The following is a 25,179-nucleotide window of genomic DNA, read 5'->3' on the forward strand; positions in this document are numbered from 1 at the left end:
TTTCCATGCTCTTGCGCGTTGCCGCCGTTGCGCTGCTCATCGCCTCGCCCGCCGCGGCGCAGATGTTCTATGAGGATTTCCGCGACGAAGCGGAGCGCACCCGGGTCGATGGTCCCTGGGCGCGCTATCAGACCCATGTGCTGAAACTCTCGCAGGACCGTTACGCGGTGCTGTTCCGCCCGGGCTTCGTCGATGCGCCCACCGCGATCCGCGCCGTCGCGCCGCTTTGCGCGGCCCGGGGGCGCAGCGCGGTCGGCGAAGGCACGCTCGCCCCGGTGGATCTGGTGCGGGAGAATGGCGAAGATTCCGTATTGCAGGGCTACCGCGTGATCTGCGCGAAACCGGAGTGAACCATGATCCTTTACGGCATCCCGACCTGCGACACCTGCAAGAAGGCGCTGAAAACGCTTGAGGCCGCAGGCAAGAGCGTCACCTTCCGCGACATCCGCAAGGATCCGCTGAGCGAGGCGGAAATCGCAGAGATCGTCACCGAATTCGGCGAGCGCGCGGTGAACCGGCAATCGACGACATACCGCGGCTTCTCGGATTTCCTGAAAGCCTCGGAGCCCGAGGCGCAGATCGCCGCGCAGCCCGCGGTGATGAAACGCCCGCTGATCCGCGACGGCGGGAACTGGCATCTCGGCTGGGACGAGGCCACGCAGGCGGCGCTGACCGCATAAGCGGCAAGCGGTTGGAAGCGCGTGGTTTCGCGCCATAGCGGGCCCCGCAAATCCGCAGGAGGTCAGACGCCGGGCGCAGGGCCATCGGGAAATGCCGGTGCCCCCTGAAAGCGCGCCAGCAAGAAATCGCCAGGGTGCCAGGGCCGCTATCGTGCCTGCGCCGGAGAAACGCTTCGCCCGATCCGGGCCGCAACAAGCGCTGGCACATCTGCGATAAGATCCCGGTCCCGGGCTGCCAGGGCGATCACGCCCCCCCGGCAATTCAGGAGACCCGAGCGGTCAAGGTCATAAATGACAAGGAACGCGCGGCCCGGCGCGGCAGAACGGCCCGCCTGCACGGCCCCGGGTTACAAAGAAGAACAGCCTGGGCCTCGGCTCCGAAACGAACGCCGCAGAGCCGGGAACGGTCTGAACGACGGGAACAGCAGCCAAACCCGCTCCGGCCGGCAGCGCCCGGAAAACCGCGATCCGGGCCTGGAAAGCAAAAGGCCAGCCCGCAGCCATCTGCGGGCTGGCGGATATTCCTGCGCCCTTGCTCAGAGCAGTTTCAGATCGCCCGCCGAGGACCGCCCGTCGCGACCCGACTGAAGTTCGTATTCGATCTTCTGATTGTCGTTGAGGCCTTTCAGCCCGGCCCGTTCGACCGCCGAGATATGCACGAAGACATCCTTGCCGCCGTCATCCGGCGCAATGAAGCCAAAACCCTTCGTTGCGTTGAACCATTTCACGGTGCCAGTCGGCATTCCCGTCTCTCCCTTCAAACCCCCCGGGCCGCGGTATTGCTTCCCGGGCGTAGCCGCCAGGTCTTCCGGGCCTTTCGTCAGTGAGAGGCTAGTCAGAAAGTCTGTCGTTACTGAGGTGAGGATGACACGGCGCGAATGGAAATCAAGAAATATGCCACAAAACCGGCGCGATTCGCCGCTGCGCAGGGGAAAATCGCCCCTTCGCACGCCGCTTTGGCCGCCGGAAGCGGGCGAATCGCCCGCCGCCCGGCCCGCTTTTGCCGCCGCTCCGGCCTCTGCCGGCTCAGCCTGGCGCCGGCGGCAGCGCCTCATATGCCAGCGTCTGCACCGCGGAATCGAGCCCGAGGCTTTCGGTCCTGGTCTCGCCCAGCCGGCGCAACGAGACCGTCCGCTCAGCCACCTCTTTCATGCCCACGGCCAGGATCACCGGCACCTTGCCGACCGAATGCTCGCGCACCTTGTAGTTGATCTTCTCGTTGCGGGTATCGGCCTCGGCCCGCACGCCCGCCTTTTTCAGCGCCTCGGTCACTTCCAGCACATAATCGTCGGCATCCGAGACGATCGAGGCCACCACCACCTGACGCGGCGCCAGCCAGAACGGCAGCTTCCCGGCATAGTTCTCGATCAGAATGCCGATGAACCGCTCGAATGAGCCGAGGATCGCGCGGTGCAGCATATAGGGCCGGTGCTTGCCGCCATCCTCGCCGATATATTCCGCGCCCAGCCGTTCGGGCAGGTTCGGATCGACCTGGAAGGTGCCGCATTGCCATTCGCGGCCGATGGCGTCGGTCAGTTTGAAATCGAGCTTCGGCCCGTAGAAGGCGCCGTCGCCGGGGTTGATCTCATAGGGCAGGCCCAGATTCTCGATGGCGCCTTTCAGCGCGCCCTCCACCTTGTCCCATTGTTCGTCGGTGCCGATGCGCACCTCGGGGCGGGTCGAGAGCTTGATGTCGAACTTGTCGAACCCCAGATCGCGGTAGACCGAGGACAACAGGCTGATGAAACCCGCGCATTCCGATTCGATCTGCTCTTCGGTGCAGAAGATATGCGCGTCGTCCTGGGTGAAACCGCGCACCCGCATCAGCCCGTGCATCGAGCCCGAGGATTCGTAGCGGTGGCACGAGCCGAATTCCGCGAGGCGCAGCGGCAGATCGCGGTAGGATTTGAGGCCCTGGTTGTAGACCTGCACATGGCAGGGGCAGTTCATCGGTTTCAGCGCGTTGACGCGCTTTTCCTTCGCGCCTTCCTCGTCCACCTCGACGATGAACATATTCTCGCGGTAGGCCTCCCAGTGGCCGGATTTCTCCCAGAGCACACGGTCCACCACCTGGGGCGTGCGGATCTCCTTGTATCCGGCCACGCGCAGACGGCCGCGCATGAAATCCTCAAGGCCGCGCCAGATCTGCCAGCCGTTCGGGTGCCAGAACACCATGCCCGGCGCTTCTTCCTGGAGGTGGAACAGGTCCATCTCACGGCCCAGCTTGCGGTGGTCGCGTTTCGCGGCCTCTTCCAGCATGGTCAGATGCGCCTTCAGATCCTCGCGGTTCCTGAACGCCACGCCGTAGATCCGTTGCAGCATGGGGCGCGAGGCGTCGCCCAGCCAGTAGGCGCCTGCGACATGGGTCAGTTTGAACGCATCCGCCGGCACCTGGCCGGTATGGGCAAGATGCGGCCCCCGGCAGAGATCCTGCCAGTCGCCATGCCAGTACATGCGGATGTCCTCGCCTTCCGGAATCCGGTCCAGAAGTTCGATTTTGAAAGGCTCGCCGCGCTCTTCATAGTATTTCCGGGTGCGCTCGCGGTCCCAGAGTTCGGTTTTGACAGGGTCGCGGGCGTTGATGATCTGCTTCATCCGCGCCTCGATCTCGCCGAGGTCTTCCGGCGTGAACGGCTCGGCCCGGTCGAAATCGTAGAACCAGCCCTGATCGCGCACCGGGCCGATGGTCACCTTCACATCGGGCCAGATTTCCTGGACCGCGCGCGCCATGATATGCGCCAGATCGTGACGGATCAGCTCCAGCGCCGGGGCCTCGTCCTTCATCGTGTTGATCGAGATCGCGGCATCCGCCTGGATCGGCCAGGCCAGATCCCAGTGCCTGCCATCGACCTGGGCCGAGATCGCGGCCCTGGCCAGCGACGGCGCGATCGAGGCCGCGACTTCGGCCGGAGTCACCCCCGCCTCGTAATGACGGATATTGCCATCGGGAAATGTCAGGGAAATCTGGGCCATCGGCCTTTCTCCTCGTCGGTCTGGCGCCCACGGAACGCCCGGTTGCGGGTATGTATGATGGCGCTCCTTTGCGCCGTCACGCGCGCGGCGTCAAGCGTGGGGCGGGCGGGCGGCAGAAAATCTTGCGCCCCTGCGCCGCCTCTGCCAGCCTGCGCGAAAAGAGGAAACGGATGCGCAGCCTCACAGAGATCCTGGCGATTGCCGCGGCCCGCAAGGGCGGATCCGACGCGGTGCTGGCGGGCGCCGCCGGCCCGCTGCCGCGCGAAGACCTCGCCGCCATCCCCGATGACCGCTGGCTCGCCGCCATGGCGCGCGGCATCCTCAAGGCCGGGATCAGCTGGAAGGTGGTCGGGAACAAATGGCCCGGCATCGAGGCCGCGTTCGACGGTTTCGACCCCGGCCGCGTCTCGCTTTACGACGACGACAGGATCGACGCTCTCGTCTCCGACGCCCGGGTGATCCGCTCGGGGCCGAAGATCCTCGCGATCCGGCACAATGCGGTATTCCTGCGCGAAAACCCCGGCTTCGGCCGCCGCGTCGCCGACTGGCCCGACGAGGATTTCGCCGGTCTGCTGGCCTGGCTTGGCAGAGAGGGCAGCCGGCTCGGCGGCACCACCGGGCAGTATATGCTGCGCCATATGGGCAAGGAAAGCTACGTGCTCACATCGGACGTGGTGGCGCGGCTGAAGGCCGAAGGGGTGATCGACGGCCCCGCCACCTCGGCCAAAGCGATGAAGGCGATCCAGCAGGCGTTCAACCGCTGGCGCGCGGAAAGCGGTCTGCCGTTCAACACCATCGGCCGGGTGCTGGCGCAAAGCATCGACGGCTGACCCGGCGCCCGGAAACCGATACGGTTTCCGGACCGATTTCTTCAAAGAAATCGGCCCCCGCTTGCGGCGCGGCGCGCGCTCTGCCAGCCTTGTGTCGCCCCTGAAGGAGAAGCAGTTGACCGAATACCTCACCTCACCCCAGGGCCGCAGGCTCGCCTTCAACCAGAGCCCGGGCCAGGACAGCGGCCTGCCCGGCATCGTGTTCCTCGGCGGTTTCCGCTCGGACATGGAGGGCTCGAAAGCGCTGTTTCTGGAAGCCTGGGCGCGGGAACAGGGCCGCGCTTTCCTGCGCTTCGACTATTCCGGCCACGGCCGGTCCTCGGGCGATTTCGAGGATGGCTGCATCGGAGACTGGGCCGGAGACGCCCGCGCCGTGATCGAAGCCCGCACCAGCGGTCCGCAGATCCTCGTCGGCTCGTCGATGGGCGGCTGGATCTCGCTCCTGCTCGCACGCGCGGCGCCGGAACGGGTCGCGGGCCTCGTCGGCATCGCCGCCGCCCCGGATTTCACCACCCGCACCTGGGCGGAACTGTCCGAGGACCAGCGCGCCGAAACCAGCCGTTCGGGCCGGCTCGCCCTGCCCTCGGATTACTCGGACGAGCCCTATATCTTCACCCGCCGGCTGTTCGAGGACGGCGCGCAGAACCGCGTGCTCGACCGCCCGCTGCCGCTGCCCTTCCCGGTGCGGCTGTTGCAGGGCACCGCGGATACCGACGTGCCGCAATCCGAGGCGCTGCGGCTCCTCGGCCATATCGACAGCCCCGACCTGCGGCTGACCCTGGTCAAAGGCGCCGACCACCGCTTTTCCAGCCCCGACTGCCTCGCCCTGATCGCCGCCAGCATCCTCGACGTGACCCGGGCCGCCGCCTGATGCGCCGCGCCGCCGCGATCCTCGCCGCGCTTGCGCTCATCCTTGCCGGGCTCTGGTTTCTCGCCCCGCGCGAAGGGGTGGAGCGCGGGGTCGCCTTCGACACCTCGGTGCTGGGTGAGGACCCCGACCTCTGGCTGCATCTCAGCGAACAGCGCTACGCCGACATCCGCCCGGGCGCAGTGAAACGCATCCTCTGGGCGGGCGGGCGCGGCGCGAGGACACCGCTCTCCATCGTCTATATCCACGGCTTCGCGGCCTCGGCCGAAGAGATCCGCCCGGTCCCTGACGAGGTGGCCCGCGCGCTTGGCGCCAATCTCTTTTACACCCGGCTCGCGGGCCAGGGCCGCGCCGGCGAGGCGATGACCGAGGCCAGCGCAGGCGACTGGATCCAGGACATGGACGAGGCCATGGCGATCGGGCGCCGGATCGGCGGGCGCGTCATCGTGATCGGCACCTCGCTGGGCGGCACGCTGGCGGCCATCGCCGCGACCGACCCGGATCTGTCGCGCGACATGGCGGGGGTGGTGCTGATCTCTCCCGCCTTCGCGCTGCATGCGCCGTCGAACCTGATGATGGACGCGCCCTTCCCCCGGCTCTGGGCGCCGCTGCTGCTCGGCTCCACCCAACATGTGGCGGCAGTGAACCCGGCTCACGCGAAATACTGGGCGACGGAGTTTCCCACCGCGGCGCTCTTTCCGGTGGCCGCACTGATGCGCGAGGCCCGCGCGCAGGATTACGCAGCGGCGAAAATACCGCTGCTGGCGATCCTGTCACCCGACGACGCCATCGTCGACCCCGCCGCGCTCGCGCCGGTCGGGGCCGCCTGGGGCGGAACGGTGCAGATCGAGGAACGCCGGATGCAGGCGGGGGACGATCCCTTCGCCCATGTGATCGCGGGCGACATCTTCTCGCCCGGCCAGAGCGAGGCAGTCACCGCGCTGATCATCGCCTGGGCGCAGGCGTTATGAGCGCGCTCCTCGTCGTCATTCCCGGCTTCATGGCCGATGCACGGGGCGCCATGCCGCAGGTTTCGGACCCGGGAGGCGGGCAGATCGGCCTGTTGCGCCGCCGGCCCGAAAAGGGTGACGCGGATCGCCACCGATCCGCTACTCCCCCGTCGCCATCGCCGCGCGAGGCCCGGCCGATCACCGCCCTCGCCGGATGACCGGCCCGGCAAAAACCCGCGCCCCTGTCATTTTCTGTTCTTAAATATCCCCGCCGGAGGCAGCCGCGGGCCTTGCCCGCGGCGCTCTTCAGGCCGAGGCCAGACGGATCGGCGTCACCGCTTTCGCCGGCTTGCGCTCGGGCCGCGGCGCGGCGGAATTGGCGTCGATGAAATCCAGCACCAGGGGGCGGATGTTGAGCCGCCAGGACTTGCCCGCGAAGATGCCGTAATGGCCGGCCCCGGGCTCCAGATGCCGGGCCTTTTTCGATTCGGGCAGGCCGGTCAGCAGATCCAGCGCGGCGAGGCACTGGCCGGGGGCGGAAATGTCGTCCTTCTCGCCCTCGACGATCTTCACCGCCACCCGGGTGATGGCACCGATATCGACACGCTTGCCCTTCACCGCAAAGACGTTGCGGGCGATCTCGCGATTTTTGAAGATACGCTCGACGGTCGAGAGGTAGAATTCAGCGGTCATGTCCATCACCGCCAGATATTCGTCGTAAAAGCGGTTGTGGGCATCGTGGTCCGAGGCCTCGCCCCGCGCCTCGCGCAGGATCTGCTCGGTGAAGGCGCCGGAATGGCGCTCGGCGTTCATCGAGATGAACCCGGCAAGCTGCAACAGCCCCGGATAGACCAGCCGTCCGGCGCCCTTGTATTTGAAGCCGACGCGCTGGATCATCGTCTGCTCCAGCTGGCCCATGGTCACCCGGCGGCCGAAATCGGTGACTTCGGTCGCGGCCGCATCGGGATCGACCGGCCCGCCCATCAGCGTCAGCGAGCGCGGCTGCGCGTCGGGATCCTCGGCGGCAAGCCAGGCGGTGGCGGCCAGCACCAGCGGCACCGGCTGGCAGATCGCGATCACATGGGTGTCGGGGCCGAGTTCGCGCAGGAAATCGGCGATATAAAGCGTATAGTCCTCGACATCGAACTTGCCTGCGCTGACCGGAATGTCGCGCGCATTGTGCCAGTCGGTCACCCAGACATCGGCATCGGGCAGAAGCGAGGCCACGGTCGAGCGCAGAAGCGTGGCGTAATGGCCCGACATCGGCGCGACCAGCAGGATGCGCCGCGCCATCGGCGCGCGGCGGCGCACGAAGAACTGCACCAGATTGCCGAAGGGCCGCTCGACCACCACCTTCTCGTCGACCAGATGGTCCTGTCCATCGGGGCCGACGACCGAGCGGATGCCCCAGTCGGGTTTCGCCACCATCCGCGCGAAGCTGCGCTCGGTGACTTTGCCCCAGGCCGCCATCATCGGCAGCATCGGATTCATGGAAAGCGCGAACAGGGGATAACTCGCGAATGCCTGCACCGAAGCGCCCAGCCACTCATTCGTGTTGCGGACGCTTTCCATAAGATCGTAGGTGGCCGTATACTTCACTTGCGTCTCCATGACCCCGGGGGCATGCCCGGCACTATTCGCTTCGCGGGGCCAGGGGCGGACGGGATCGCGGGGCTGGCGACGTGATGCTGCGCGGCAGCAAATTTAGGGGGGAAATTTTTGTATGACAACTGCCGGTAAAAAAGAAGATTCGGAAAGTGTAGCAAGGTTGGAACGGTTGAACTCCAATCTGGCCCGGATCGAAGAGCTGTCGCAGCGCCTGACGGCTGCACTGGCAGCACGCCGGGCGCATGATCCCGCGCTGAACGGACCGGCCGCAGATGTCTATATGAAAGCCGCCGCCGCCTGGTTCGCCGGCATGATGCGCGACCCCGCGAAAGTGCTGGAACACCAGATCGGCTACTGGGGCAAGACGCTGAAACATTACGTCGAGGCCCAGCAGGTGCTGGCCCAGGGCGAGTTCCGTGCCCCCCCCGATCCCGGCCCGGGGGACCGCCGTTTCTCGAACCCCCTGTGGCAGACGCATCCGTTCTTCAACTATCTCAAGCAGCAGTATCAGCTGAACGCCGATGCGGTCACCACCGCGATCGGCGATATGGACGCGATCGGCGACGAGGACCGGCGCCGGGTGGAATATTTCACCCGTCAGATCGTCGACATGTTCTCGCCGACGAATTTCCTTGGCACCAATCCCGATGCGCTGGAACGCGCGGTCGAGACCGATGGAGAGAGCCTCGTGAAGGGGCTGGAGAACCTCGTGCGCGACATCGAGGCCAACAACGGCGAGCTGATCGTGACGCTGGCCGATAAGGAGGCCTTCTCCGTGGGCGGCAATCTCGCCACCACCGGGGGCGCGGTGGTCTACCGCAACCGGATGTTCGAGCTGATCCAGTATGCGCCCACCACCGACAAGGTGCACAAGGTGCCGCTGCTGATCTTTCCGCCCTGGATCAACAAATTCTACATCATGGATCTGAAGCCGCAGAATTCGCTGATCAAATGGATCGTGGATCAGGGTTTCACCTTGTTCGTGGTGTCCTGGGTCAACCCCGACGCGTCTTACGCGGATGTCGGCATGGACGACTATATCCGCGAGGGCTATCTGCGCGCCATGACCGAGGTGCGCCGCATCACCGGCGAAAAGCAGATCAACGCCGTGGGCTACTGCATCGCCGGCACCACGCTCGGGCTGACGCTGGCGCATCTGCACAAGGCGGGCGACAAGACGGTGAAGACGGCGACCTTCTTCACCACGCTGACCGACTTCTCGGATCCGGGCGAGGTTGGGGTGTTCCTCGACGACGATTTCGTCGACGGGATCGAGCGCCAGACCGGCCAGGACGGTATCCTGTCGCGGCTGTTCATGCAGCGGACCTTCTCGTTCCTGCGCTCGAACGACCTGATCTACACCCCCGCGATCAAAAGCTACATGCTGGGCGAGGCGCCGCCGGCCTTCGATCTGTTGTTCTGGAACGGCGATTCCACCAACCTGCCGGCGAAGATGGCGGTGGAATATCTGCGCGGCCTGTGCCAGCGCGACGGCTTCTCGCAGGGCGAGTTCAAGGTGTTCGGCGAGCCGGTGCGGCTGAAGGATGTCAGAGTGCCGCTCTGCGCCGTGGCCTGCGAGACCGACCACATCGCGCATTGGCGGGGCAGCTTCAACGGCGTGAAACAGATGGGATCGAAGGACAAGACCTTCATCCTGTCGGAATCGGGCCATATCGCCGGGATCATCAACCCGCCCTCGAAAGGCAAATACGGCCACTGGACCAGCGAGGCGCCGGTCGCGGGCCGGCCCGAGGACTGGCTCGCGGGCGCCACGAAGAACCCGGGCAGCTGGTGGCCCCGCTGGGCGGAATGGCTGGCCGACGCCTCGGGGCCGAAGGTGAAGGCGCGCACCCCGGGCGGCCCCGACAATCCGGTGCTGGCCCCTGCGCCCGGCACCTATGTGACCGCCGTTCCGAAGCTGATGCCCTGAGGTCTGCGCGGGCGCTCTTCCGCCCTCACGGGCGTCATCGCGAGCGAAGAGGCCCGTGAGGGCCGATGAGCGGGCCGGGCGGGGATGATTCGCTCGCGCAAGGGTTGTGCGGCCGGCGGCGAGGCTGCGGCCTTCCCGCTGCCGCAGGGCGGCGCGCCCGGCACATGCGCCGGAAATCTGCTGCAATCCCCGCCGCTTGCCGTCCGGCAGGGCGGCAGGCGGCGCTGTCATGACCCCGTTATGCGGATGGGTTATTGCTGCATTGCAGAAAAAAACTTGAAATGCTGCACCGCAGCATGTATATGATGGCTCAGGAAACGGGCAAGCCCCTCCCCAGAAAGCCCGATGCAGGAGATTGAAGCAATGACCAAGACCCCCGATTTCACCAAAGTGTTCCAGGACGTGCTGGCCTCGTTCCCGGTCGATGCCTCGGCATTCCAGAACGCCTTCCGCACCCAGGCCGCTTTCGGCGAGAAATTCTCGAAAGTCGCTCTCGAAGCCGCCGAGAAATCGACCGAAATCTCGGCCTCCTGGGCGAAAGACACCTTCACCCGTCTGGGCGACATCACCCGGGCCAAGACCGATCCGGCCGACTACACCAAGGCCGTGACCGATTTCGCCTCGAAATCGGCTGAACTGGCCGCCGAGAATCTGGCCGCCTTCGCCGAAGTCGCCAAGAAAGTGCAGATGGAAACCGTCGAGTTGATGCTCGCGGCCGGCAAGGAAGCCTCGGAAGACGCCACCGCCGCCGTCAAGAAAGCCACCGCCGACGTGCAGTCGGTCGCCAAGAAGGCCACCGCCACCGCCGCGAAGTGATCCCTGGCGGCCACCGCGCCGCCGCAGCGACGATATGGTTCGGGCGGGCTCGCTGAGCCCGCCCCTGCTTTTTACGCCCCACCCTTGCTTTTTACGCGAAGCCCCCCTTAAGCTTCTCTGCAAGCGCGAAGCCGGGCCCGGCCCGGCAAGCCGGAGTTCCAGGGAGAGAAGGGGGCATCATGTCCGATACCGACAAGCCGCTGCTGATCAAGCGCTATGCCAGCCGCCGCCTCTACAACACCGAGACATCCGATTACGTCACGCTGGAAGATATTGCGGGTTTCATCCGCAAGGGCCGCGAGGTGCAGATCATCGATCTCAAGACCGGCGACGATCTGACCCGGCAATATCTGTTGCAGATCGTGGCCGAACATGAATCCAAGGGCCAGAACGTGCTGCCGGTCAATGTTCTGACCGATCTGGTACGCAGCTATACCACCGGAATGCAGACGGTGATGCCGCAATTCCTCGCCTCGTCTTTCGAGATGCTGCGCGAGAGCCAGTCGAAGATGATGGAAAACCTGTCGGCCTTTCCCAATCCGATGGTCTCGGTGCCCGGGTTCGAAGCTTTGCGCAAACAGCAGGAAGCCTTCCTCAAAAGCATGATGGGTGGCATGGCCGCCTGGCCCGGCGCCTCGTCCGGCCCGGCGCCGGAAGAGCCCGCCGACAAGAACGAGGACATCGCCGAGATCCGGCGCCAGCTTGCGGAATTGCAGGCGAAACTCTCGAAACTCTGAGCCCGCCATGTCCGGGGCCGAGGGCCGCGTCACGCTCTGGGGGATCGAGGTCTTCCTCGCCGCCGCCGAGGAAGGCGCGATTTCCGCTGCGGCGCGGCGGCTCGGGGTCAGCCCCTCGGGGGTGAGCCAGCAGCTCAGCGGGCTGGAGGCCGCGCTCGGCGCGGTGCTCATGGACCGCACCGCGCGGCCGATGACGATGACGCCCGCCGGGCTTATGTTCCGCCGCCATGCCCAGACCATGCTGAACGCGGCGCAAGAGGCCCGCGCCGAACTCGCCCGCGCCGATCTCGCCGGGCTGACGACGCTGCGGCTCGGGATGATCGAGGATTTCGAGGCGGATGTGACGCCGCGCCTTCTGTCGGGTCTTGCCGCCGATCTGCCGGGCTGCCGGTTCCTGCTGGAAACCGGCCCCTCGCACCGGCTGCTCGAACGGCTGGAGGCGCGCGCGCTGGATATCGTGGTGGCGGCCGATCTGCCCGACGACAGCGCCAGCGAAGAGCGCGAATGCCATCCGATCCTGCGCGAACCCTTCCTCGCGATCCGCCCCCCCGGCGGCGACATCGCGCGGCTGCCGCTGATCCAGTATTCCGCCCGCCATGCCATGGGCCGCCAGATCGCCGCGCATCTCCTGCGCGAGGGGGTCCGCCCCGCCGCGCGGTTCGAACTGGACAGCTATCACGCGATCCTCGCCATGGTGGCCGCGGGCGAGGGCTGGGCGATCCTGCCGCCGCTCGCGCTGCACCAGGCCCGCCGGTTCCGCGCCGAGGTCGAGGCCGTTTCCCTGCCCTTCGCCCCGTTCTCGCGCAGCCTGTCGCTGATGGCGCGCGCCGGAGTGCTGCAAGACATTCCCGCGCTGATCGCCGGGCGGCTGCGGGCACTGGCCGGGGCCGAGGTGGTCGCACCGGCGCTGACGGACTGGCCCTGGCTGAAGGGCGAACTGGCGCTGACATAGCGGCAGCCCGAAATCTTCAAAGATTTCGGGCCAATTCCTTCAAAGGAATTGGTCCGGTTCCTTTGAAGGAACCGGGCCTCGGCCCGCCGTTCAGCCCCTGACCTCAGTCACCGCCGCCAGCACCGCATCGGCCAGGTAATCCAGCTCGGCCTGCTCCAGCCTGACCGGCAGACGCAGGTCGCAGGCGCGCATCAGCATGGCGCGGGTCTGCGGCAGATCCGGCGTCTCGCCGAGGAACTGCCAGTTCCAGAACGCCCGCGCATTGCCCTCGGACAGGCCGAAGATCTGCACCGGCACGCCGCGCGCCTTCGCCGCCGCCTGAAAGGCGCGGGCCTGATCGTCGTTCCATTCCCCCGCCAGGTTGAACTGGATCGAATCCGGCGCCCGCTGTTCCGGCGCCAGAGCCTCGGGCACGTTCAGCCACGGGCAGGCGTTCAGCTTTGCCGCGATATGGTCGTGATTGGCGCGGCCCTTCTCCACCCGCCCGGCCACCAGCGGCAGTTGCGGCCGGATCACCGCCGCCGACAGGTTCTGCATCCGAACGTTATAAAGCGGCAGTTTGTTCTGCCACTGGCCGAAACTGTTCTGAAGCCCGCCGTGTTTCTTCCAGTTTTCCTCATAGGCGCCCGACATGATGATCGCCCGCGCCGCCAGTTCGGGATCGTCGGTGATCAGCATCCCGCCCTCGCCCGCGTTCACCATCTTGTAGGACTGGAAGCTGAAACAGCCCGCCTTGCCGATGGTGCCGATCCGCCGCCCGTGCCAGGTGGTGCCGAGACTATGCGCCGCATCCTCGATCACCGGCACGCCGGCGGCCCCGGCCAGTTCCATGATCGCATCCATATCCGAGGTATGGCCGCGCATATGGCTGATCAGCACCGCGTCGGACCCGGGCAGCTTCGCCGCGAAATCCGCAAGGTCGATGCGGTAATTCGCGCCCACCTCGACCAGCACCGGCACGCATTCGGCATGGACCACCGCCGAGGGCACCGCGGCGAAGGTGAAGGCCGGGATCAGCACCCTGGCCCCCGGTTTCAGATCCAGCGCCTTCATGGTCAGGAACAACGCCGCCGAGCAGGACGACACCGCCAGCGCATATTTCGCCCCCATCAGCGCGGCGAATTCGCTCTCCAGCAGGGCGACCGGGGCATCTTGTGGCGCGTTGTAGCGGAACAGATCTGCCGATTGCAGCAGGTCGTCGATCGCGGCACGGGCGGCGGCGGGGATCGGCTCGGCCTGGTGAAGGTCGGGGGCGCAGAGAGCGGGCTGTTGACCGTCGGGCATGTTCAGATTTCCTGAAACTGAGTTTCAGGAAGCATTAAACAAGGCGCCCGGGACAATCCAGCGACGTTTCATCCCCCCGGCTGCTTTTCGCCAGTGGATTTCTTCCCCCAAAGCCCCGGGAAAGAGAACTACCTTTCGGCGCGCGCCTCCAGCCGTTCCAGCGCCAGCGCGCAATCCGCCCAGGCCGAACGCGCCATCGAGCGCGGGACGCGGATCGCGAAGCGTGTCTCATCCTCGCGCAGGATCAGCGCCGGGATCTGGTTCAGAAGGCTGCGCGCAGCCCTTCCCGGCGGAAACTCCCGCAGCCGCAGATCAAGCGGGACAAGCCGCGTCAGCGCAGCCTCCACCCCGGGGCCCGAGAGCGAAAGCCCCGCCCATCCGCCGCTCTGATCCGTCAGCGCGGCGGTATCAGTCAGCCCCTCGGGGGGCGCGGCGCCCAGCAAAAAGGCCTGATCGCGCCCGGCCCAGATCAGCCGCAGATCGTCGGCGGACGAGCAGCGCCCCGGCTCGGGGAAGCTCAGCCCCAGAGGTTTCAGCAGCTTCGCCGCCCGCGCGGCCGCGCCGGGATAGAGCGCCACCAGCCAGATCGGGCCGGACGGCAGCGGCTCCAGCGTGAGGCCGGCCTTTTCCAAAGGCCCTTGCCCGGCGAAGACGGGTTTCGCGATCAGTTCAGCCACGCATCCGCCCTCCGTCCGGGTCGAGGAACACCGGCGGGCCGGTCTCGCAGATCACGTCGAGCCCGCGCAGATGATCGACCAGCCGGACCCTCTCGCCATGCCTCGCCCGGCCGTTTCGCAGGAAGGCCAGGGCCAGCCAGCGCCCCAGCACCGGCGAGAAACAGACCGAGGTGACATGGCCCTCGCTGGTTTCGGGCGTGATCGCCTCGCCGGGGCGGAACAGATGCGCACCGGCGCTGATCGGCTCGTCCGACTGCAAGCCGATCAACTGGCCGCGCGCCGCGCCGGTCAGGCCGGGGCGTTGCGCGGCCGCCTTGCCGATACAATCCTTCTTCGCACTGATCATCGCGCCGAGGCCGAGGTCGGCGGCGGTGACGCGCCCGTCCATCTCGGCATGGGTCAGGAAGCCCTTCTCGATCCTGAGCACATTCAGTGCCTCGATCCCGTAGGGGCCGCCGCCAAGGGTTTCCGCCCGCGCCACCAGGTCGCGGAACAATGCCTCGCCGTAATCGGCGGGGACGGCGATCTCGTAGCCCTGTTCACCCGAGAAAGAGATGCGGAACAGCCGCGCCGCCACCCCGCCGACCGTCACCGCCCGATACCCCATGAACGGCAGATCGCCGACCGGAGCGTCGAGCAGCGTGTCCAGCAGCGCCCGCGCCTTCGGCCCCGCCACCGCGAACTGGGCGTAAACCTCGGTCACCGGAGTCAGCCGCAGATCCCAGGTCGCGCAGAACGCCTGATGGACGAAATCGAGATGGCGCGCCACCTGGTCCGCCGCGCCGGTGGTGGTGGTGATCAGGAAATGGCGGTCATCCAGCCGCGCCGCGGTGCCGTCGTCCAGCACATGGCCGTCCTCGCGCAGCATCAGCCCGTAGCGGATGCGCCCCACCGGAAGGGTGCTGAACATGCCGGTGTAAACCAGGTCGAGGAAGCGTCCCGCGTCGCTTCCCTGCACGTCGATCTTGCCGAGCGAGGACACATCCGTCACCCCGACCGCCTCGCGCACCATGCGGACCTCGCGGTCGCAGGCCTCGCGCCAGGTCGTCTCGCCGGGTTTCGGGAAATACGACGGGCGATACCAGAGCCCGGCCTCGACCATCGGCGCCAGCCGGTCGCGGCTGGCCTGGTCCGAGGTCAGAAGCCGCTCGGGCGCGAACCCCTTGCCGCGCCCGCCCGCGCCCATGGCGGCGATGGAAACCGGCACGTAAGGCGGGCGGAAGGTGGTCACGCCGGTGCCGGGAATGTCGCGCCCGGTGGCATCGGCCAGCACGGCAAGCGCCAGGACGTTCGAGTTCTTGCCCTGATCGGGCGCCATGCCCTGCGTCGTGTAACGCTTCATATGCTCGGCGCCGGCGTAATTCTCGGCCGCCGCGAGGCGCACATCCCTGACCGTCACGTCATTGGCGAAATCGAGCCAGGCGCGGCCCTCGCCCGCCACCGCCCAGATCGCGCGGTGGTTATAGGGCGCATCCTCGGCGGCAGGCAGCGCGACTCCCGCGGGCCGCAGCCCGAGGTCCGCCAGCGCGGCCTCTGCCGCCGCCTTGCCGGTGGTCAGCGCGCCATGGGTCGAGAAGCTGCCGTTCGCCGCGCCCACCGCGGTCAGCCCCGGCACCGCGGCCTCCATCGGCACGAAAGCCGCCAGATCTTCGGACCAGCGCGGGCGGCCGTTCATATGGCAGGTCAGATGCAAAGCCGGGTTCCAGCCGCCCGACACCGCGAGGCAATCGGTCTCGATCTCGAACGTCTCAGAACCCTTGCGCACCCGGACGCCTCGCAGCCCGTGGCGGCCGCGCGAGCCGACCACCTCTGCCCCGGTATGCACCGGGCAATCCTCGACATTCGAGGCATCCGCGCGCGGGTCGATGATCGCCGCCACCTGCACCCCCGCCGCCATCAGATCGCGCGCGGTGGCCCGTGCAGAGTCGTTGGCGGCGAACAAGGTCACCCGCCGCCCGGGCGCCACCCCGAACCGGTTCAGATATGTCCTGACCGCCGAGGCCAGCATAATCCCGGGCCGGTCGTTCATCGGGAAGGCGATGTGCCGCTCCTGCGCGCCCGAGGCGAGCACCGCGCGCGCCGCGACGATGCGCCAGAAACATTCGCGCGGCAGGTTGGGCCGGGCCGGGCGGTGCAGCCCCACCCGTTCCAGCGCGCCGTAAGTGCCGTGATCGTAAGCGCCGGTCACGGTGGTGCGGGTCATGATGCGCACATTCGGCAGGGCGCGCAGTTCGGCCTCGACCCCGGCGATCCAGTTCGCTGCCGGCTCGCCGCCGATCAGCCCGCCGTCGGAGAGAAGCCGCCCGCCGAGGCACGGGTTCTCATCTGCGAGGATCACATCCGCCCCCGCCCGCGCCGCTGTCAGCGCCGCCATCAGCGCCGCCGGCCCCTCGCCGATCACCAGGAGGTCGCAATGCGCCCAGGCTTTCTCATAGACGCCCTCGTCGGCGACGCCCCCGAGGCTGCCAAGGCCCGCCGCGCGGCGGATCAGCGGCTCGTAGAGGCTTTCCCAGAACCGGCGCGGCCACATGAAGGTCTTGTAATAGAAGCCCGCGCTCAGGAACGGCGAGAGCAGATCGTTCACCGCCATGAGGTCATGGCGCAAAGATCCGAGGCGGTTCTGGCTGCGCGTCTCCAGCCCCTCGAAAATCTCCTGCATGGTGGCGCGCACATTGGGGGTGCGGTTGGTCTTGCCCAAAACCTCGACCAGCGCATTGGGCTCTTCCGAGCCCGCGCTCAGCACGCCGCGCGGGCGGTGATATTTGAACGACCGCCCCATCAGCCGCACCCCGTTCGCGAGCAGCGCCGAGGCCAGAGTGTCACCGCGAAAGCCGGTGTAATCGCGCCCGTCGAAGCGGAACCGCACCGGGCGCGAGCGGTCGATGATCCCCCTGCCCTCGACCCTCATTCCGCCGCCCCGCTGCGGCCCGCGACCAGTTCCACGGCGAAAACCTCATGGGTGACGGTGCTGCGGGTGACGAGCAGCCATTCGCGGCAGCCGCCCTCGTGATACCACAGATCGCGCGCGCGCCCGGCGGGGTTGTCGCGCAGATGCAGGTAAGCGTCCCAGGCTTCGGGCGCGGCCCCCGCGCCGGGGCGGTTCAGATAATCCTCTGCGCCGAGACAGCTATATTCGCGCCGGTCGCGTGGCCCGCAAAGGGGACAGGTCAGCCGCATCGGATCACTCCACCCCGCGGCAGGTCGCGGCGGGCGCCCGGGTCAGGCGGTAGATCGTCTTGCCGCCGCCCGGTTCCGCGAGATCCGACATCCCCTCGCAGCCCCCACCCCCCTCGACGCGGAAGTAATCGGTCTCGATCTCCAGCACATCGCCCTTCAGCGCGCGGATGGCGAAACCGCCGCCGTCGCATTCGACATAGCAACTGGTGCGCCGCCCCTCGTCCATGCAAAAGGCGCTCTGGGTGAAATATTCGTTCGCGAGCCCGTCGCGCCGCGCGCGGCCCTGATCCGCGAACCGGCCGATCACATCCACCACCGGCCCCGGCGAGCCGGGCGCGTTATGAAAGTTCAGCCGCAGCGCCGCCACATGCTGATTGGGGTTTTTGCGCAGATGATCGGCGGAATAGTCGCGGGCGAAACAGCCCAGCGGGGCCTCGGCCATGGCGGGAAGAGCGAACAGGGCACCGGCGAGAAGCGCGGTCAGGGCTGGTCTCATCATCTCTCTTCTCCAGGGTTTGCGGCAGAGCGGCGCGGTTTCAGTTAATCCCACGGCCCGGCAGAAGGAAAGGCGCGCGGAAGCGGCAGGTCAGCGGCTTTCACTGCGGCGATCCGCGCCTCGTCGGGCGGCAGATATCCGCCGTTCGCATCATACACCGACAAGCTGAGCCGGTAAGCCGGGCGGCCCCGCGAGGCGTCCGGCCGCTCTTGCGCTGCGAATCCGGCATGTAGCTCCGTCGCGGATTTTAAGAAGCCCGAGCCAACCCCGGCCTCTGCCCGCGTCGGGCCGGGCGCGACCACGACCGCGCAGGCGGGCGTCGCGGCAAGCAGGGTCGCGAGGAGGAAAGGAAGGCGCATCCGTTCTCTCAATGCAGGTTGTGCTGGTGGCCGGTGCCTTCCTCGTCGATCAGATGGCCGGTCGCGAAACGGTCCAGCCGGAAGCGGCGGGCAAGGTCGTGGGGCTCGCCCGTGGCCATCAGATGCGCCATGCACCAGCCCGAGGCGGGCGTGGCCTTGAAGCCGCCGTAGTTCCAGCCGCAGTTCAGATAGAGCCCGTCGATCCCGGTCCTGTCGATGATCGGCGAGCCGTCCGGCGTCATGTCCATGATCCCGCCCCAGGAGCGCAGCACCTTCGCCCGGCCGATCACCGGCATCAGGGTCATCGCGGCTTCCATCACCTGCTCGGCCCGGGGCAGGTTGCCGCGCTGCGCATAGGAGGCGTGGAAATCCAGATCGCCGCCGAACACCAGCCCGCCCTTGTCGGATTGCGAGATGTAGAAATGGCCCATGCCGAAGCTGATCACATGGTCGATCGCGGGTTTCAGCCCCTCGGTCACGAAGGCCTGGAGGATATGGCTTTCCACCGGCAGCCGCATCCCGGCCATGGCGGCGACCTGGCCCGAGCGGCCGGCGACCATGATCCCCACCTTGCCCGCCCGGATCGCGCCGCGGGTGGTCTGCACGCCGCGCACGCGCCCGCCCTCGATGTCGATCCCGGTCACTTCGCAGTTCTGGATCAGATCGACGCCGCGCCGGTCGGCGGCGCGGGCATAGCCCCAGGCCACCGCGTCATGGCGCGCGGTGCCGCCGCGCGGGTGCAAAAGCGCGCCGTATATCGGGAAACGGGCATTGTCGTAATCGAGGTAAGGGATCAGATCGCGCAGGCCCTCGCGGTCCAGAAGTACCGCATCGTCGCCCTGGTTGATCATCGCATTGCCGCGCCGGACGTAAGCGTCGCGCTGGCCGTCGGAATGGAACAGCATCACCAGCCCGCGCTGGCTGAACATGACGTTGTAATTCAGCTCGGATTCCAGCTTCTCCCACAGTTTCAGCGAGAAACTGTAGAAGCCGGAGTTCCCCGGCATCATATAGGTGTTGCGCACGATGGTGGTGTTGCGCCCGGCATTGCCGCCGCCGAGCCAGCCTTTCTCCAGCACGGCGATGCGCTTCAGCCCGTGGTTCTTCGCAAGGTAATAAGCGGTCGAGAGCCCGTGCCCGCCGCCGCCCACGATCACCGCGTCATATTCCGCCGCCGGCGCCGGATCGCGCCAGGCGGGCTTCCATCCACGGTTGCCGCGCAGACCTTCGGCAAGGACGCGCCAGCCAGAGTAACGCATGGACCCACCCCCGGATTTGTCTGCCGCCCCGGACCGTAGTGGCCCCGGACCCGCCCATCTGACAGGGAAACCCGCGGATGTTCAACGGGCAGAAACGCCCGGGGGCGGAAAAGCGCAGCCTCGCGAACGAGGCCGCGCCTTGGGCCGGGTCTGCCGCTTGCGCCGGGAAGCCGCCGGGATCAGTGGCCGCCGCTTTGTGCCGGACGCAGGGTTTCGTAAAGGAACCAGATCCGCTTTTCGGCCGCGTCGATCCAGTTCTCGATCAGGCTGGCGGTGGCCACGTCGCCATGTTCGTCGCAGATGTCATGCGCGGCGCGCAAAGCGGCGACCTGGGCGCGGTTGTCCTCCATCAGCTCGGCCAGCATGTCGGCGGGTTCGACATAATCGGCCTCGTTCGGGGCGATGCGCGACATCTTCACCACCTGGTCGGGCGATTTCAGCGTCTGGCCGCCCAGCTTGCGCACCCGCTCGGCCATGTCGTCGGTGGTGGCGAGGATCTCGGCCGACTGGTCGTCCAGCAGCAGGTGGTAGTCGCGGAAATGCGGACCCGAGACATGCCAGTGGAAATTCTTGGTCTTGAAAAACAGCGCGAAAGTGTCGGCCAGCAGCACGTTCATCGCCGCCGCGATATCCTTCACCGCATTGCCGCCCAGATCGGTGGGGGTCGAAAGACGGCCGCGCGCCGGATCTGCCGCGCTTCGGGGGGAATCTTTCTTCGCCATGACAAACTCCTTTATGGCAGGCGGGGGACAAACGCGCGCCCCCGCCCCCCGGTTCCCGGTCAGAGCCCTTTCGAGCGGTAGGTCTTCGCCACCCGGTCGATGGCGACGATATAGGCGGCGGTGCGCAGATCCTCGACATCCTCGCGGCCGTGCCAGATCTCGCGCATCGACTGATAGGCGGTGCGCATCGTGTCATCGAGGCCCGAACGCACCAGCGCCAGCTCGTCCGAGCCGGTCAGGAAACGCTCTTTGAAATCCTCGGCCATGCTCCAGCCGAGGCCCTTGTCGGCGGAAAGCCGCTCCAGCTCCTCGACCAGCAGGCGGCTCCGCGCCTCTTCGGCGCGGCGCTGCATCCGGCCGAAGCGGATATGCGAGAGGTTCTTGACCCATTCGAAGTAAGAGACCGTCACGCCGCCGGCATTGGCATACATGTCGGGGATGATCACCTTGCCGCGGTTGCGCAGGATCTCGTCGCCGCCGAAGGTGATGGGGCCGTTCGCCGCCTCGATGATCAGCGGCGCGCGGATGTTTTCGGCATTGCCGCGGTGGATCACGCCTTCCATCGCCGCCGGGATCAGGATGTCGCAATCGCCTTCCAGAACGCTGGCGCCCTCTTCGACGTAAGCGCCGCCGGGGAAGCCCTTTACGCCGCCGTGCTGGGCGATCCAGGCCTTGACCTCGTCCACGTTCAGGCCGTTGTCGTCGACCAGGGCGCCGTCACGCTCGATGATGCCGGTGATCAGGCAGCCGTCTTCCTCGGACAGGAATTTCGCCGCGTGATAGCCCACATTGCCAAGACCCTGGACGATCACCTTCTTGCCCCCGAGCCCCCCCGAGAGCCCGGTCATCGCCACGTCGCGCGGGTGGCGGAAGAACTCGCGCAGCGCATATTGCACGCCGCGCCCGGTCGCCTCGACCCGGCCCTGGATGCCGCCGGCATGCGGCGGCTTGCCGGTCACGCAGGCCTTGGCGTTGATGTCGGTGGTGTTCATCCGGGCATATTGATCGGCGATCCAGGCCATCTCGCGCTCGCCGGTGCCCATGTCGGGCGCGGGCACGTTCTGCGCCGGATGGATCAGGTCGCGCTTGATCAGCTCATAGGCGAAGCGGCGGGTGATCTGTTCCAGTTCGTGCTCGTCCCACTGGCGCGGGTCGATGCAGAGCCCGCCCTTCGAGCCGCCGAACGGCGTCTCCACCAGCGCGCATTTGTAGGTCATCAGCGCGGCCAGCGCCTCGACCTCATCCTGGTTGACCGAGAGCGCGTAACGGATGCCGCCCTTGACCGGCTCCATATGTTCGGAATGGACCGAGCGGTAGCCGGTGAAGGTCTCGATCTTGCCGCGCAGGCGCACGCCGAAACGCACGGTGTAGGTCGAGTTGCAGACCCGGATCTTCTGCTCCAGCCCGGGTGAAAGATCCATCAGCCGCACGGCGCGGCTGAACATCAGATCCACGGAATCGCGGAAACTGGGCTCATTGGGGGTTTGCAGCATGTGAACTCCTTCGGGCTGCGGGTGCCGTGTCCCGTGGAAGGGACTCAGCGCAAGATGCGGGTAAGTGGTAAACCTGCCGTTCCCAATGTCCAGAGCTGCCGAAAAAAGCGGCAGATCCGGCCCGGTCGGATCGCATTTTCATCAAACTGATTCGGCTTATGGGGAAGACATCCGCAGGTACCCTGCCCGACAACCGTCAAAGTTGTGTGGCGCTGTTCTCTCTCGCCCGACAATCCGAATTGGGGCGCGAATATCGTTTCGACGCCACCGCGAAGTCCGGCCCGCGCCGGGGCTCCGCCATAATTCAGCCCCACCGCGGCGGCAATTTCACCATGTGCCGGACTGCCCGGATTCCGCACGCCGCATACAGGGACAGTGTGATGTCGAACGCCTTTCAGAAGAAGTCATTCCCCTTCGGCCGGATGATCCACCGCTTCCTGCGCGAGGAACACGGCGCGATGACACCCTATATCCTGATCTTCATCTTCCTGATGCTGGTCTTCGGCGGCATATCGGTCGATGTGATGCGCTTTGAGGCCCGCCGGGTCGCGGTGCAGAACACGCTCGACCGGGCCACGCTTGCCGTGGCGAACATGAATCAGGTGCTCAGCCTGTCCCGCTACGGATCGAAACAGGCCCATGCCGAGGCGATCGTGCAGGATCATTTCGACAAGGCGGGGCTCGGGTCCAGCCTGGAATACGTCCATCTCGACGACGGGATAAACTACCGCGTGGTCGAAGCCCGCGCGAAGGTGGTGTCGAACAATTTCTTCATGTCGATCCTCGACGTGCCCACCCTGAACACGATGAACGCCAGCCAGGCCGAACAGCGCATCAGCAACGTCGAGATCGCGCTTGTGCTCGACGTGTCGGGCTCGATGTATAACGACATCACACGGATCACCAACCTGAAGTCCGCAGCCAAGGACTTCATCGACATGGTGCTGAAGAACGACACCGAGAACAAGATCTCGATCTCGATCGTGCCCTACAACGGCCAGGTGAACCTGGGGCCGGATATCTTCGCGATGTATAATGCGACGCACAAGCACGGCTATGCGAATTCCTGGTGCCTCGATCTGCCGCCCAGCACCTATACCAGCACCTCGCTGTCGCGGTTCACGGCCCTGCCGCAGACCCCTTTCGCGGACGCCTGGTCCTCGACGACCACCTCGGGCAACTGGGTCGCGCTTCAGCGGCCGGCCCCCGATTCCGTGCGCAGCCATCTCTATGCCAACGTCTGGTGCAATCCGGTCGAGGCGAATTACGTCCGGCTGCATTCGAACAATATCCCCGTGCTGAAAAGCCAGATCGAGGGTCTGGTGGCCATCGGCGCGACCTCGATCGATGTCGGCATGAAATGGGGCACGGCATTTCTTGATCCCGAGGCGCAGCCCGTCGTCGCCTCGCTGGCCTCGCGGGGCCTGGTGCCCACCCATTTCAGCAACCGCCCCGCGCCCTACAACACCCCCGAGACCATCGATAAGACGATGAAGGTCGTGGTGCTGATGACCGACGGTGAGAATTTCGAGCAGGAGCGTTTCTCCGACAGCTACCGCTCGGGACCGTCGCCGATCTGGCGCGCAAACCAGAACAAGGACAAGGACAGAAACTTCTCGATCTTCCATGAATCGAAAGTGGACAAAAGCACCTCGACCAAACTCTGCAACAGCCGGCCCTTCTGGGTGCCGCATCTGAGCGCCTGGCATTCCCGGCCCTGGAACGGGACCACGCCGTCCTCCTCGGCCTGCTACTCCACCACGGCCGTCACCTCCGACACGACCCAGCAGACCTGGCAGCAGGTCTGGGAAGCCGCGCGGGTGAAATGGGTGGCCCGCCAGCTCTATGTGCGCGCCGTCGGCGGCTCGGTAGACAGCTGGACCAACCAGATCCGTTCGCTTACCTCGATCTCCACCATGGACAGCAGGCTGAACGATGTCTGCACCGCGGCAAAGGCGAAGGGCATCCTGGTCTATGGCATCGCCTTCGAGGCCCCCGCGGGCGGACAGGCCGCGATCAAGAAATGCGTCACTTCTCCCGAGAGCGACTATTTCTACGTCACCGCAGACAATGAGGGCATCAATATCGCCACGGCGTTCACCTTCATCGCCACCAACCTGACCCAACTGAGGCTGACCCAATGAGAAGCCCGCTTCGTGCGATCGGTCGCCGTCTGCGCCGGCTCTGGCGGCGCGAGGACGGAACCGCGACCATCGAATTCACCATCTTCGTGCCGATCGTGCTGGTGATCTTCGTCGCCGCGATCGAAGCCGGGGCCTATATGATCCGCCATGTCATGCTTGAGCGCGGGCTGGATCTGGTGCTGCGCGATTTCCGTCTGGGCCGCCTCAACTCGCTCAATCACGACCAGCTCCGTGACCGGATCTGCGACCGGGTGTCGCTCATCAGCGATTGCAGGAACAATCTGAAGGTCTGGATGCAGCCGATAGATCCGGCCAGCTGGAGCGATGAGCAGCAACTGCTGAGCCATGTGTATTGCGGCGACCGCAACGACCCGCTGAACTCAAGGCCGCCGGGCGCGATTGCTCCGGGCGGGTCCAACGAGATCATGCTGATCCGCATCTGCGTGCTGGAATCGCCGATGTTCCCCTCGACCCCGCTTGCCATGCGGCTGCGCGCGGATTCCCGGACGGGTGACTATGAACTGGCGACGGCGTCGGTCGTCGTGAACGAACCGCAGTGAGTGAGGACAGGATATGCTGAGCTGGACGCGCGGGCATTTGCGGCGCTTCGGAAAGGAAGAGGACGGTCTGGTGATGACCGAGTTCCTCATCCTGCTGCCGCTGCTGGTCTGGAGCTTCATGGCGCTGGTCATCTACTGGGACGCCTATCGCACCGTAAATGGCGCACAGAAGGCCTCTTACGCCATTGCCGACCTGATCTCGCGTCAGAGCCGGATCGACCGCCCCTTCATCCTGGGCATGGAAGGGGTGATGGAAAGCCTTTTGGGCAGGCCGAATGTGGTCAGCATGCGCATCACCTCGCTGCAATATACCGAGGACAAGAACGGCGTCGGCAAATTCACCGTGCTGTTCTCGGAATCGCCCAATTCGCGCAAACCCAAACTCACCACGACTGCGGTCCAGGGCCTGGCGGACAGGATTCCGATGATGACCTCGGGCGATACCACGGTGCTGGTGGAAACCTGGACGAATTACCAGCCCGGCTTCGAGGTGGGCATTCCCTTCAGCACGTTTGAAAATTTCATCGTCACCCGGCCGCGCTATCACCGCCGGGTGTGCCTGACCGAAGAAATGAAGAAATCCTGCCCCGACAATGCCTGACGGTCTTGCGGCATGCCCGGCCCGCCGATGGCGCTGGCCGGGCCTTCCGTCTTCGGGCAGGGC

Annotated in this window: 25 protein-coding genes; 13 read left to right on the forward strand and 12 right to left on the reverse strand. The window is 66.3% G+C overall.

The window, feature by feature from the left end:
* Positions 1-5 precede the first annotated feature (5 nt).
* Together XINFAN_RS10945 and XINFAN_RS10950 are read left to right on the forward strand one after the other, a co-directional pair.
* A complete protein-coding gene (locus XINFAN_RS10945) occupies positions 6-350 on the forward strand; it encodes a hypothetical protein (protein WP_124086880.1) in 345 nt (114 codons plus the stop codon).
* A 3-nt stretch (positions 351-353) separates the two neighbouring features.
* Positions 354-680, forward strand: a complete 327-nt coding sequence (locus tag XINFAN_RS10950) for an arsenate reductase family protein (RefSeq protein ID WP_124086881.1) — start codon at positions 354-356, stop codon at positions 678-680.
* A 536-nt stretch (positions 681-1,216) separates the two neighbouring features.
* On the opposite strand, the gene XINFAN_RS10955 is transcribed toward XINFAN_RS10950, so the two are convergent.
* Together XINFAN_RS10955 and thrS are read right to left on the reverse strand one after the other, a co-directional pair.
* Positions 1,217-1,423 (reverse strand): cold-shock protein, encoded by a 207-nt coding sequence (locus tag XINFAN_RS10955; RefSeq protein WP_124086883.1) that lies wholly within the window; start codon positions 1,421-1,423, stop codon positions 1,217-1,219.
* A gap of 283 nt (positions 1,424-1,706) precedes the next feature.
* Positions 1,707-3,653, reverse strand: a complete 1,947-nt coding sequence (gene thrS / locus XINFAN_RS10960) for a threonine--tRNA ligase (RefSeq protein ID WP_124086885.1) — start codon at positions 3,651-3,653, stop codon at positions 1,707-1,709.
* 170 nt (positions 3,654-3,823) lie between these two features.
* On the opposite strand from thrS, the gene XINFAN_RS10965 reads away from it, so the two are divergent.
* The 4 genes from XINFAN_RS10965 (at position 3,824) to XINFAN_RS10980 (ending at position 6,519) form a co-directional block, all read left to right on the forward strand.
* On the forward strand, positions 3,824-4,483 hold the full coding sequence (locus XINFAN_RS10965; protein WP_124086887.1) for a DNA-3-methyladenine glycosylase I: 660 nt from the start codon (positions 3,824-3,826) through the stop codon (positions 4,481-4,483).
* Positions 4,484-4,598: 115 nt separating this feature from the next.
* Positions 4,599-5,354 (forward strand): alpha/beta fold hydrolase, encoded by a 756-nt coding sequence (locus XINFAN_RS10970; protein WP_124086889.1) that lies wholly within the window; start codon positions 4,599-4,601, stop codon positions 5,352-5,354.
* Positions 5,354-6,322 carry an alpha/beta hydrolase gene (locus XINFAN_RS10975; RefSeq protein ID WP_124086891.1) on the forward strand — a complete coding sequence of 323 codons (969 nt, stop codon included), beginning with the start codon at positions 5,354-5,356 and terminating at the stop codon, positions 6,320-6,322. Before XINFAN_RS10970 ends, XINFAN_RS10975 begins: the two co-directional genes overlap by 1 nt.
* On the forward strand, positions 6,319-6,519 hold the full coding sequence (locus XINFAN_RS10980) for a hypothetical protein (protein WP_124086893.1): 201 nt from the start codon (positions 6,319-6,321) through the stop codon (positions 6,517-6,519). Before XINFAN_RS10975 ends, XINFAN_RS10980 begins: the two co-directional genes overlap by 4 nt.
* 88 nt (positions 6,520-6,607) lie before the next feature.
* Here the strand turns inward: XINFAN_RS10980 and phaZ are convergent, their stop codons facing one another.
* The gene (gene phaZ / locus XINFAN_RS10985; protein WP_124086895.1) at positions 6,608-7,900 is read right to left on the reverse strand and encodes a polyhydroxyalkanoate depolymerase; all 1,293 of its coding nucleotides are present in this window, start codon (positions 7,898-7,900) and stop codon (positions 6,608-6,610) included.
* Between the two features lie 124 nt (positions 7,901-8,024).
* Between phaZ and phaC the strand changes: the two genes are divergently transcribed.
* The 4 genes from phaC (at position 8,025) to XINFAN_RS11005 (ending at position 12,344) form a co-directional block, all read left to right on the forward strand.
* On the forward strand, positions 8,025-9,839 hold the full coding sequence (phaC, locus tag XINFAN_RS10990) for a class I poly(R)-hydroxyalkanoic acid synthase (RefSeq protein WP_124086897.1): 1,815 nt from the start codon (positions 8,025-8,027) through the stop codon (positions 9,837-9,839).
* Between the two features lie 363 nt (positions 9,840-10,202).
* On the forward strand, positions 10,203-10,655 hold the full coding sequence (locus tag XINFAN_RS10995; RefSeq protein ID WP_124086899.1) for a Phasin: 453 nt from the start codon (positions 10,203-10,205) through the stop codon (positions 10,653-10,655).
* Between the two features lie 179 nt (positions 10,656-10,834).
* The gene (gene phaR, locus XINFAN_RS11000; RefSeq protein ID WP_124086901.1) at positions 10,835-11,392 is read left to right on the forward strand and encodes a polyhydroxyalkanoate synthesis repressor PhaR; all 558 of its coding nucleotides are present in this window, start codon (positions 10,835-10,837) and stop codon (positions 11,390-11,392) included.
* Positions 11,393-11,399: 7 nt separating this feature from the next.
* Positions 11,400-12,344, forward strand: coding sequence for a LysR family transcriptional regulator (locus XINFAN_RS11005; protein WP_124086903.1), 945 nt, complete (start codon positions 11,400-11,402; stop codon positions 12,342-12,344).
* A 90-nt stretch (positions 12,345-12,434) separates the two neighbouring features.
* Here the strand turns inward: XINFAN_RS11005 and XINFAN_RS11010 are convergent, their stop codons facing one another.
* The 9 genes from XINFAN_RS11010 to XINFAN_RS11050 all read right to left on the reverse strand — a co-directional run bounded on the left by XINFAN_RS11010 (position 12,435) and on the right by XINFAN_RS11050 (position 21,811).
* The gene (locus tag XINFAN_RS11010) at positions 12,435-13,628 is read right to left on the reverse strand and encodes a DegT/DnrJ/EryC1/StrS family aminotransferase (RefSeq protein WP_124086905.1); all 1,194 of its coding nucleotides are present in this window, start codon (positions 13,626-13,628) and stop codon (positions 12,435-12,437) included.
* Positions 13,629-13,756: 128 nt separating this feature from the next.
* Entirely contained in the window at positions 13,757-14,305 is a 549-nt protein-coding gene (locus tag XINFAN_RS11015; protein ID WP_124086907.1) for a sarcosine oxidase subunit gamma, read from the reverse strand.
* On the reverse strand, positions 14,298-17,213 hold the full coding sequence (locus XINFAN_RS11020) for a sarcosine oxidase subunit alpha family protein (protein WP_124086909.1): 2,916 nt from the start codon (positions 17,211-17,213) through the stop codon (positions 14,298-14,300). The genes XINFAN_RS11015 and XINFAN_RS11020 overlap by 8 nt, the downstream gene beginning before the upstream one ends.
* Entirely contained in the window at positions 17,210-17,482 is a 273-nt protein-coding gene (locus XINFAN_RS11025; RefSeq protein WP_124086911.1) for a sarcosine oxidase subunit delta, read from the reverse strand. The genes XINFAN_RS11020 and XINFAN_RS11025 overlap by 4 nt, the downstream gene beginning before the upstream one ends.
* Positions 17,483-17,486: 4 nt before the next feature.
* Positions 17,487-17,981: a hypothetical protein gene (locus XINFAN_RS11030; protein ID WP_124086913.1), complete on the reverse strand. Its 495-nt coding sequence runs from the start codon at positions 17,979-17,981 to the stop codon at positions 17,487-17,489.
* Positions 17,982-18,022: 41 nt separating this feature from the next.
* The gene (locus XINFAN_RS11035) at positions 18,023-18,337 is read right to left on the reverse strand and encodes a hypothetical protein (protein ID WP_124086915.1); all 315 of its coding nucleotides are present in this window, start codon (positions 18,335-18,337) and stop codon (positions 18,023-18,025) included.
* An 8-nt stretch (positions 18,338-18,345) separates the two neighbouring features.
* Positions 18,346-19,596 (reverse strand): sarcosine oxidase subunit beta family protein, encoded by a 1,251-nt coding sequence (locus XINFAN_RS11040; protein WP_124086917.1) that lies wholly within the window; start codon positions 19,594-19,596, stop codon positions 18,346-18,348.
* Positions 19,597-19,775: 179 nt separating this feature from the next.
* A complete protein-coding gene (locus tag XINFAN_RS11045) occupies positions 19,776-20,318 on the reverse strand; it encodes a Dps family protein (protein ID WP_124086919.1) in 543 nt (180 codons plus the stop codon).
* A 59-nt stretch (positions 20,319-20,377) separates the two neighbouring features.
* Entirely contained in the window at positions 20,378-21,811 is a 1,434-nt protein-coding gene (locus tag XINFAN_RS11050) for a Glu/Leu/Phe/Val family dehydrogenase (protein ID WP_124086921.1), read from the reverse strand.
* Between the two features lie 380 nt (positions 21,812-22,191).
* On the opposite strand from XINFAN_RS11050, the gene XINFAN_RS11055 reads away from it, so the two are divergent.
* From XINFAN_RS11055 to XINFAN_RS11065, 3 genes are read left to right on the forward strand one after another with little or no spacing between them, the layout of a single operon-like run.
* Positions 22,192-23,955, forward strand: a complete 1,764-nt coding sequence (locus XINFAN_RS11055; protein ID WP_160144594.1) for a TadE/TadG family type IV pilus assembly protein — start codon at positions 22,192-22,194, stop codon at positions 23,953-23,955.
* Positions 23,952-24,515 (forward strand): TadE/TadG family type IV pilus assembly protein, encoded by a 564-nt coding sequence (locus XINFAN_RS11060; protein ID WP_124086924.1) that lies wholly within the window; start codon positions 23,952-23,954, stop codon positions 24,513-24,515. Before XINFAN_RS11055 ends, XINFAN_RS11060 begins: the two co-directional genes overlap by 4 nt.
* A 13-nt stretch (positions 24,516-24,528) precedes the next feature.
* The gene (locus XINFAN_RS11065; RefSeq protein ID WP_124086925.1) at positions 24,529-25,116 is read left to right on the forward strand and encodes a TadE/TadG family type IV pilus assembly protein; all 588 of its coding nucleotides are present in this window, start codon (positions 24,529-24,531) and stop codon (positions 25,114-25,116) included.
* Positions 25,117-25,179 lie beyond the last annotated feature (63 nt).

The sequence above is a fragment of the Pseudogemmobacter humi genome, from assembly GCF_900609055.1.
In the GTDB taxonomy this organism is placed as follows: Bacteria; Pseudomonadota; Alphaproteobacteria; order Rhodobacterales; family Rhodobacteraceae; genus Pseudogemmobacter; species Pseudogemmobacter humi.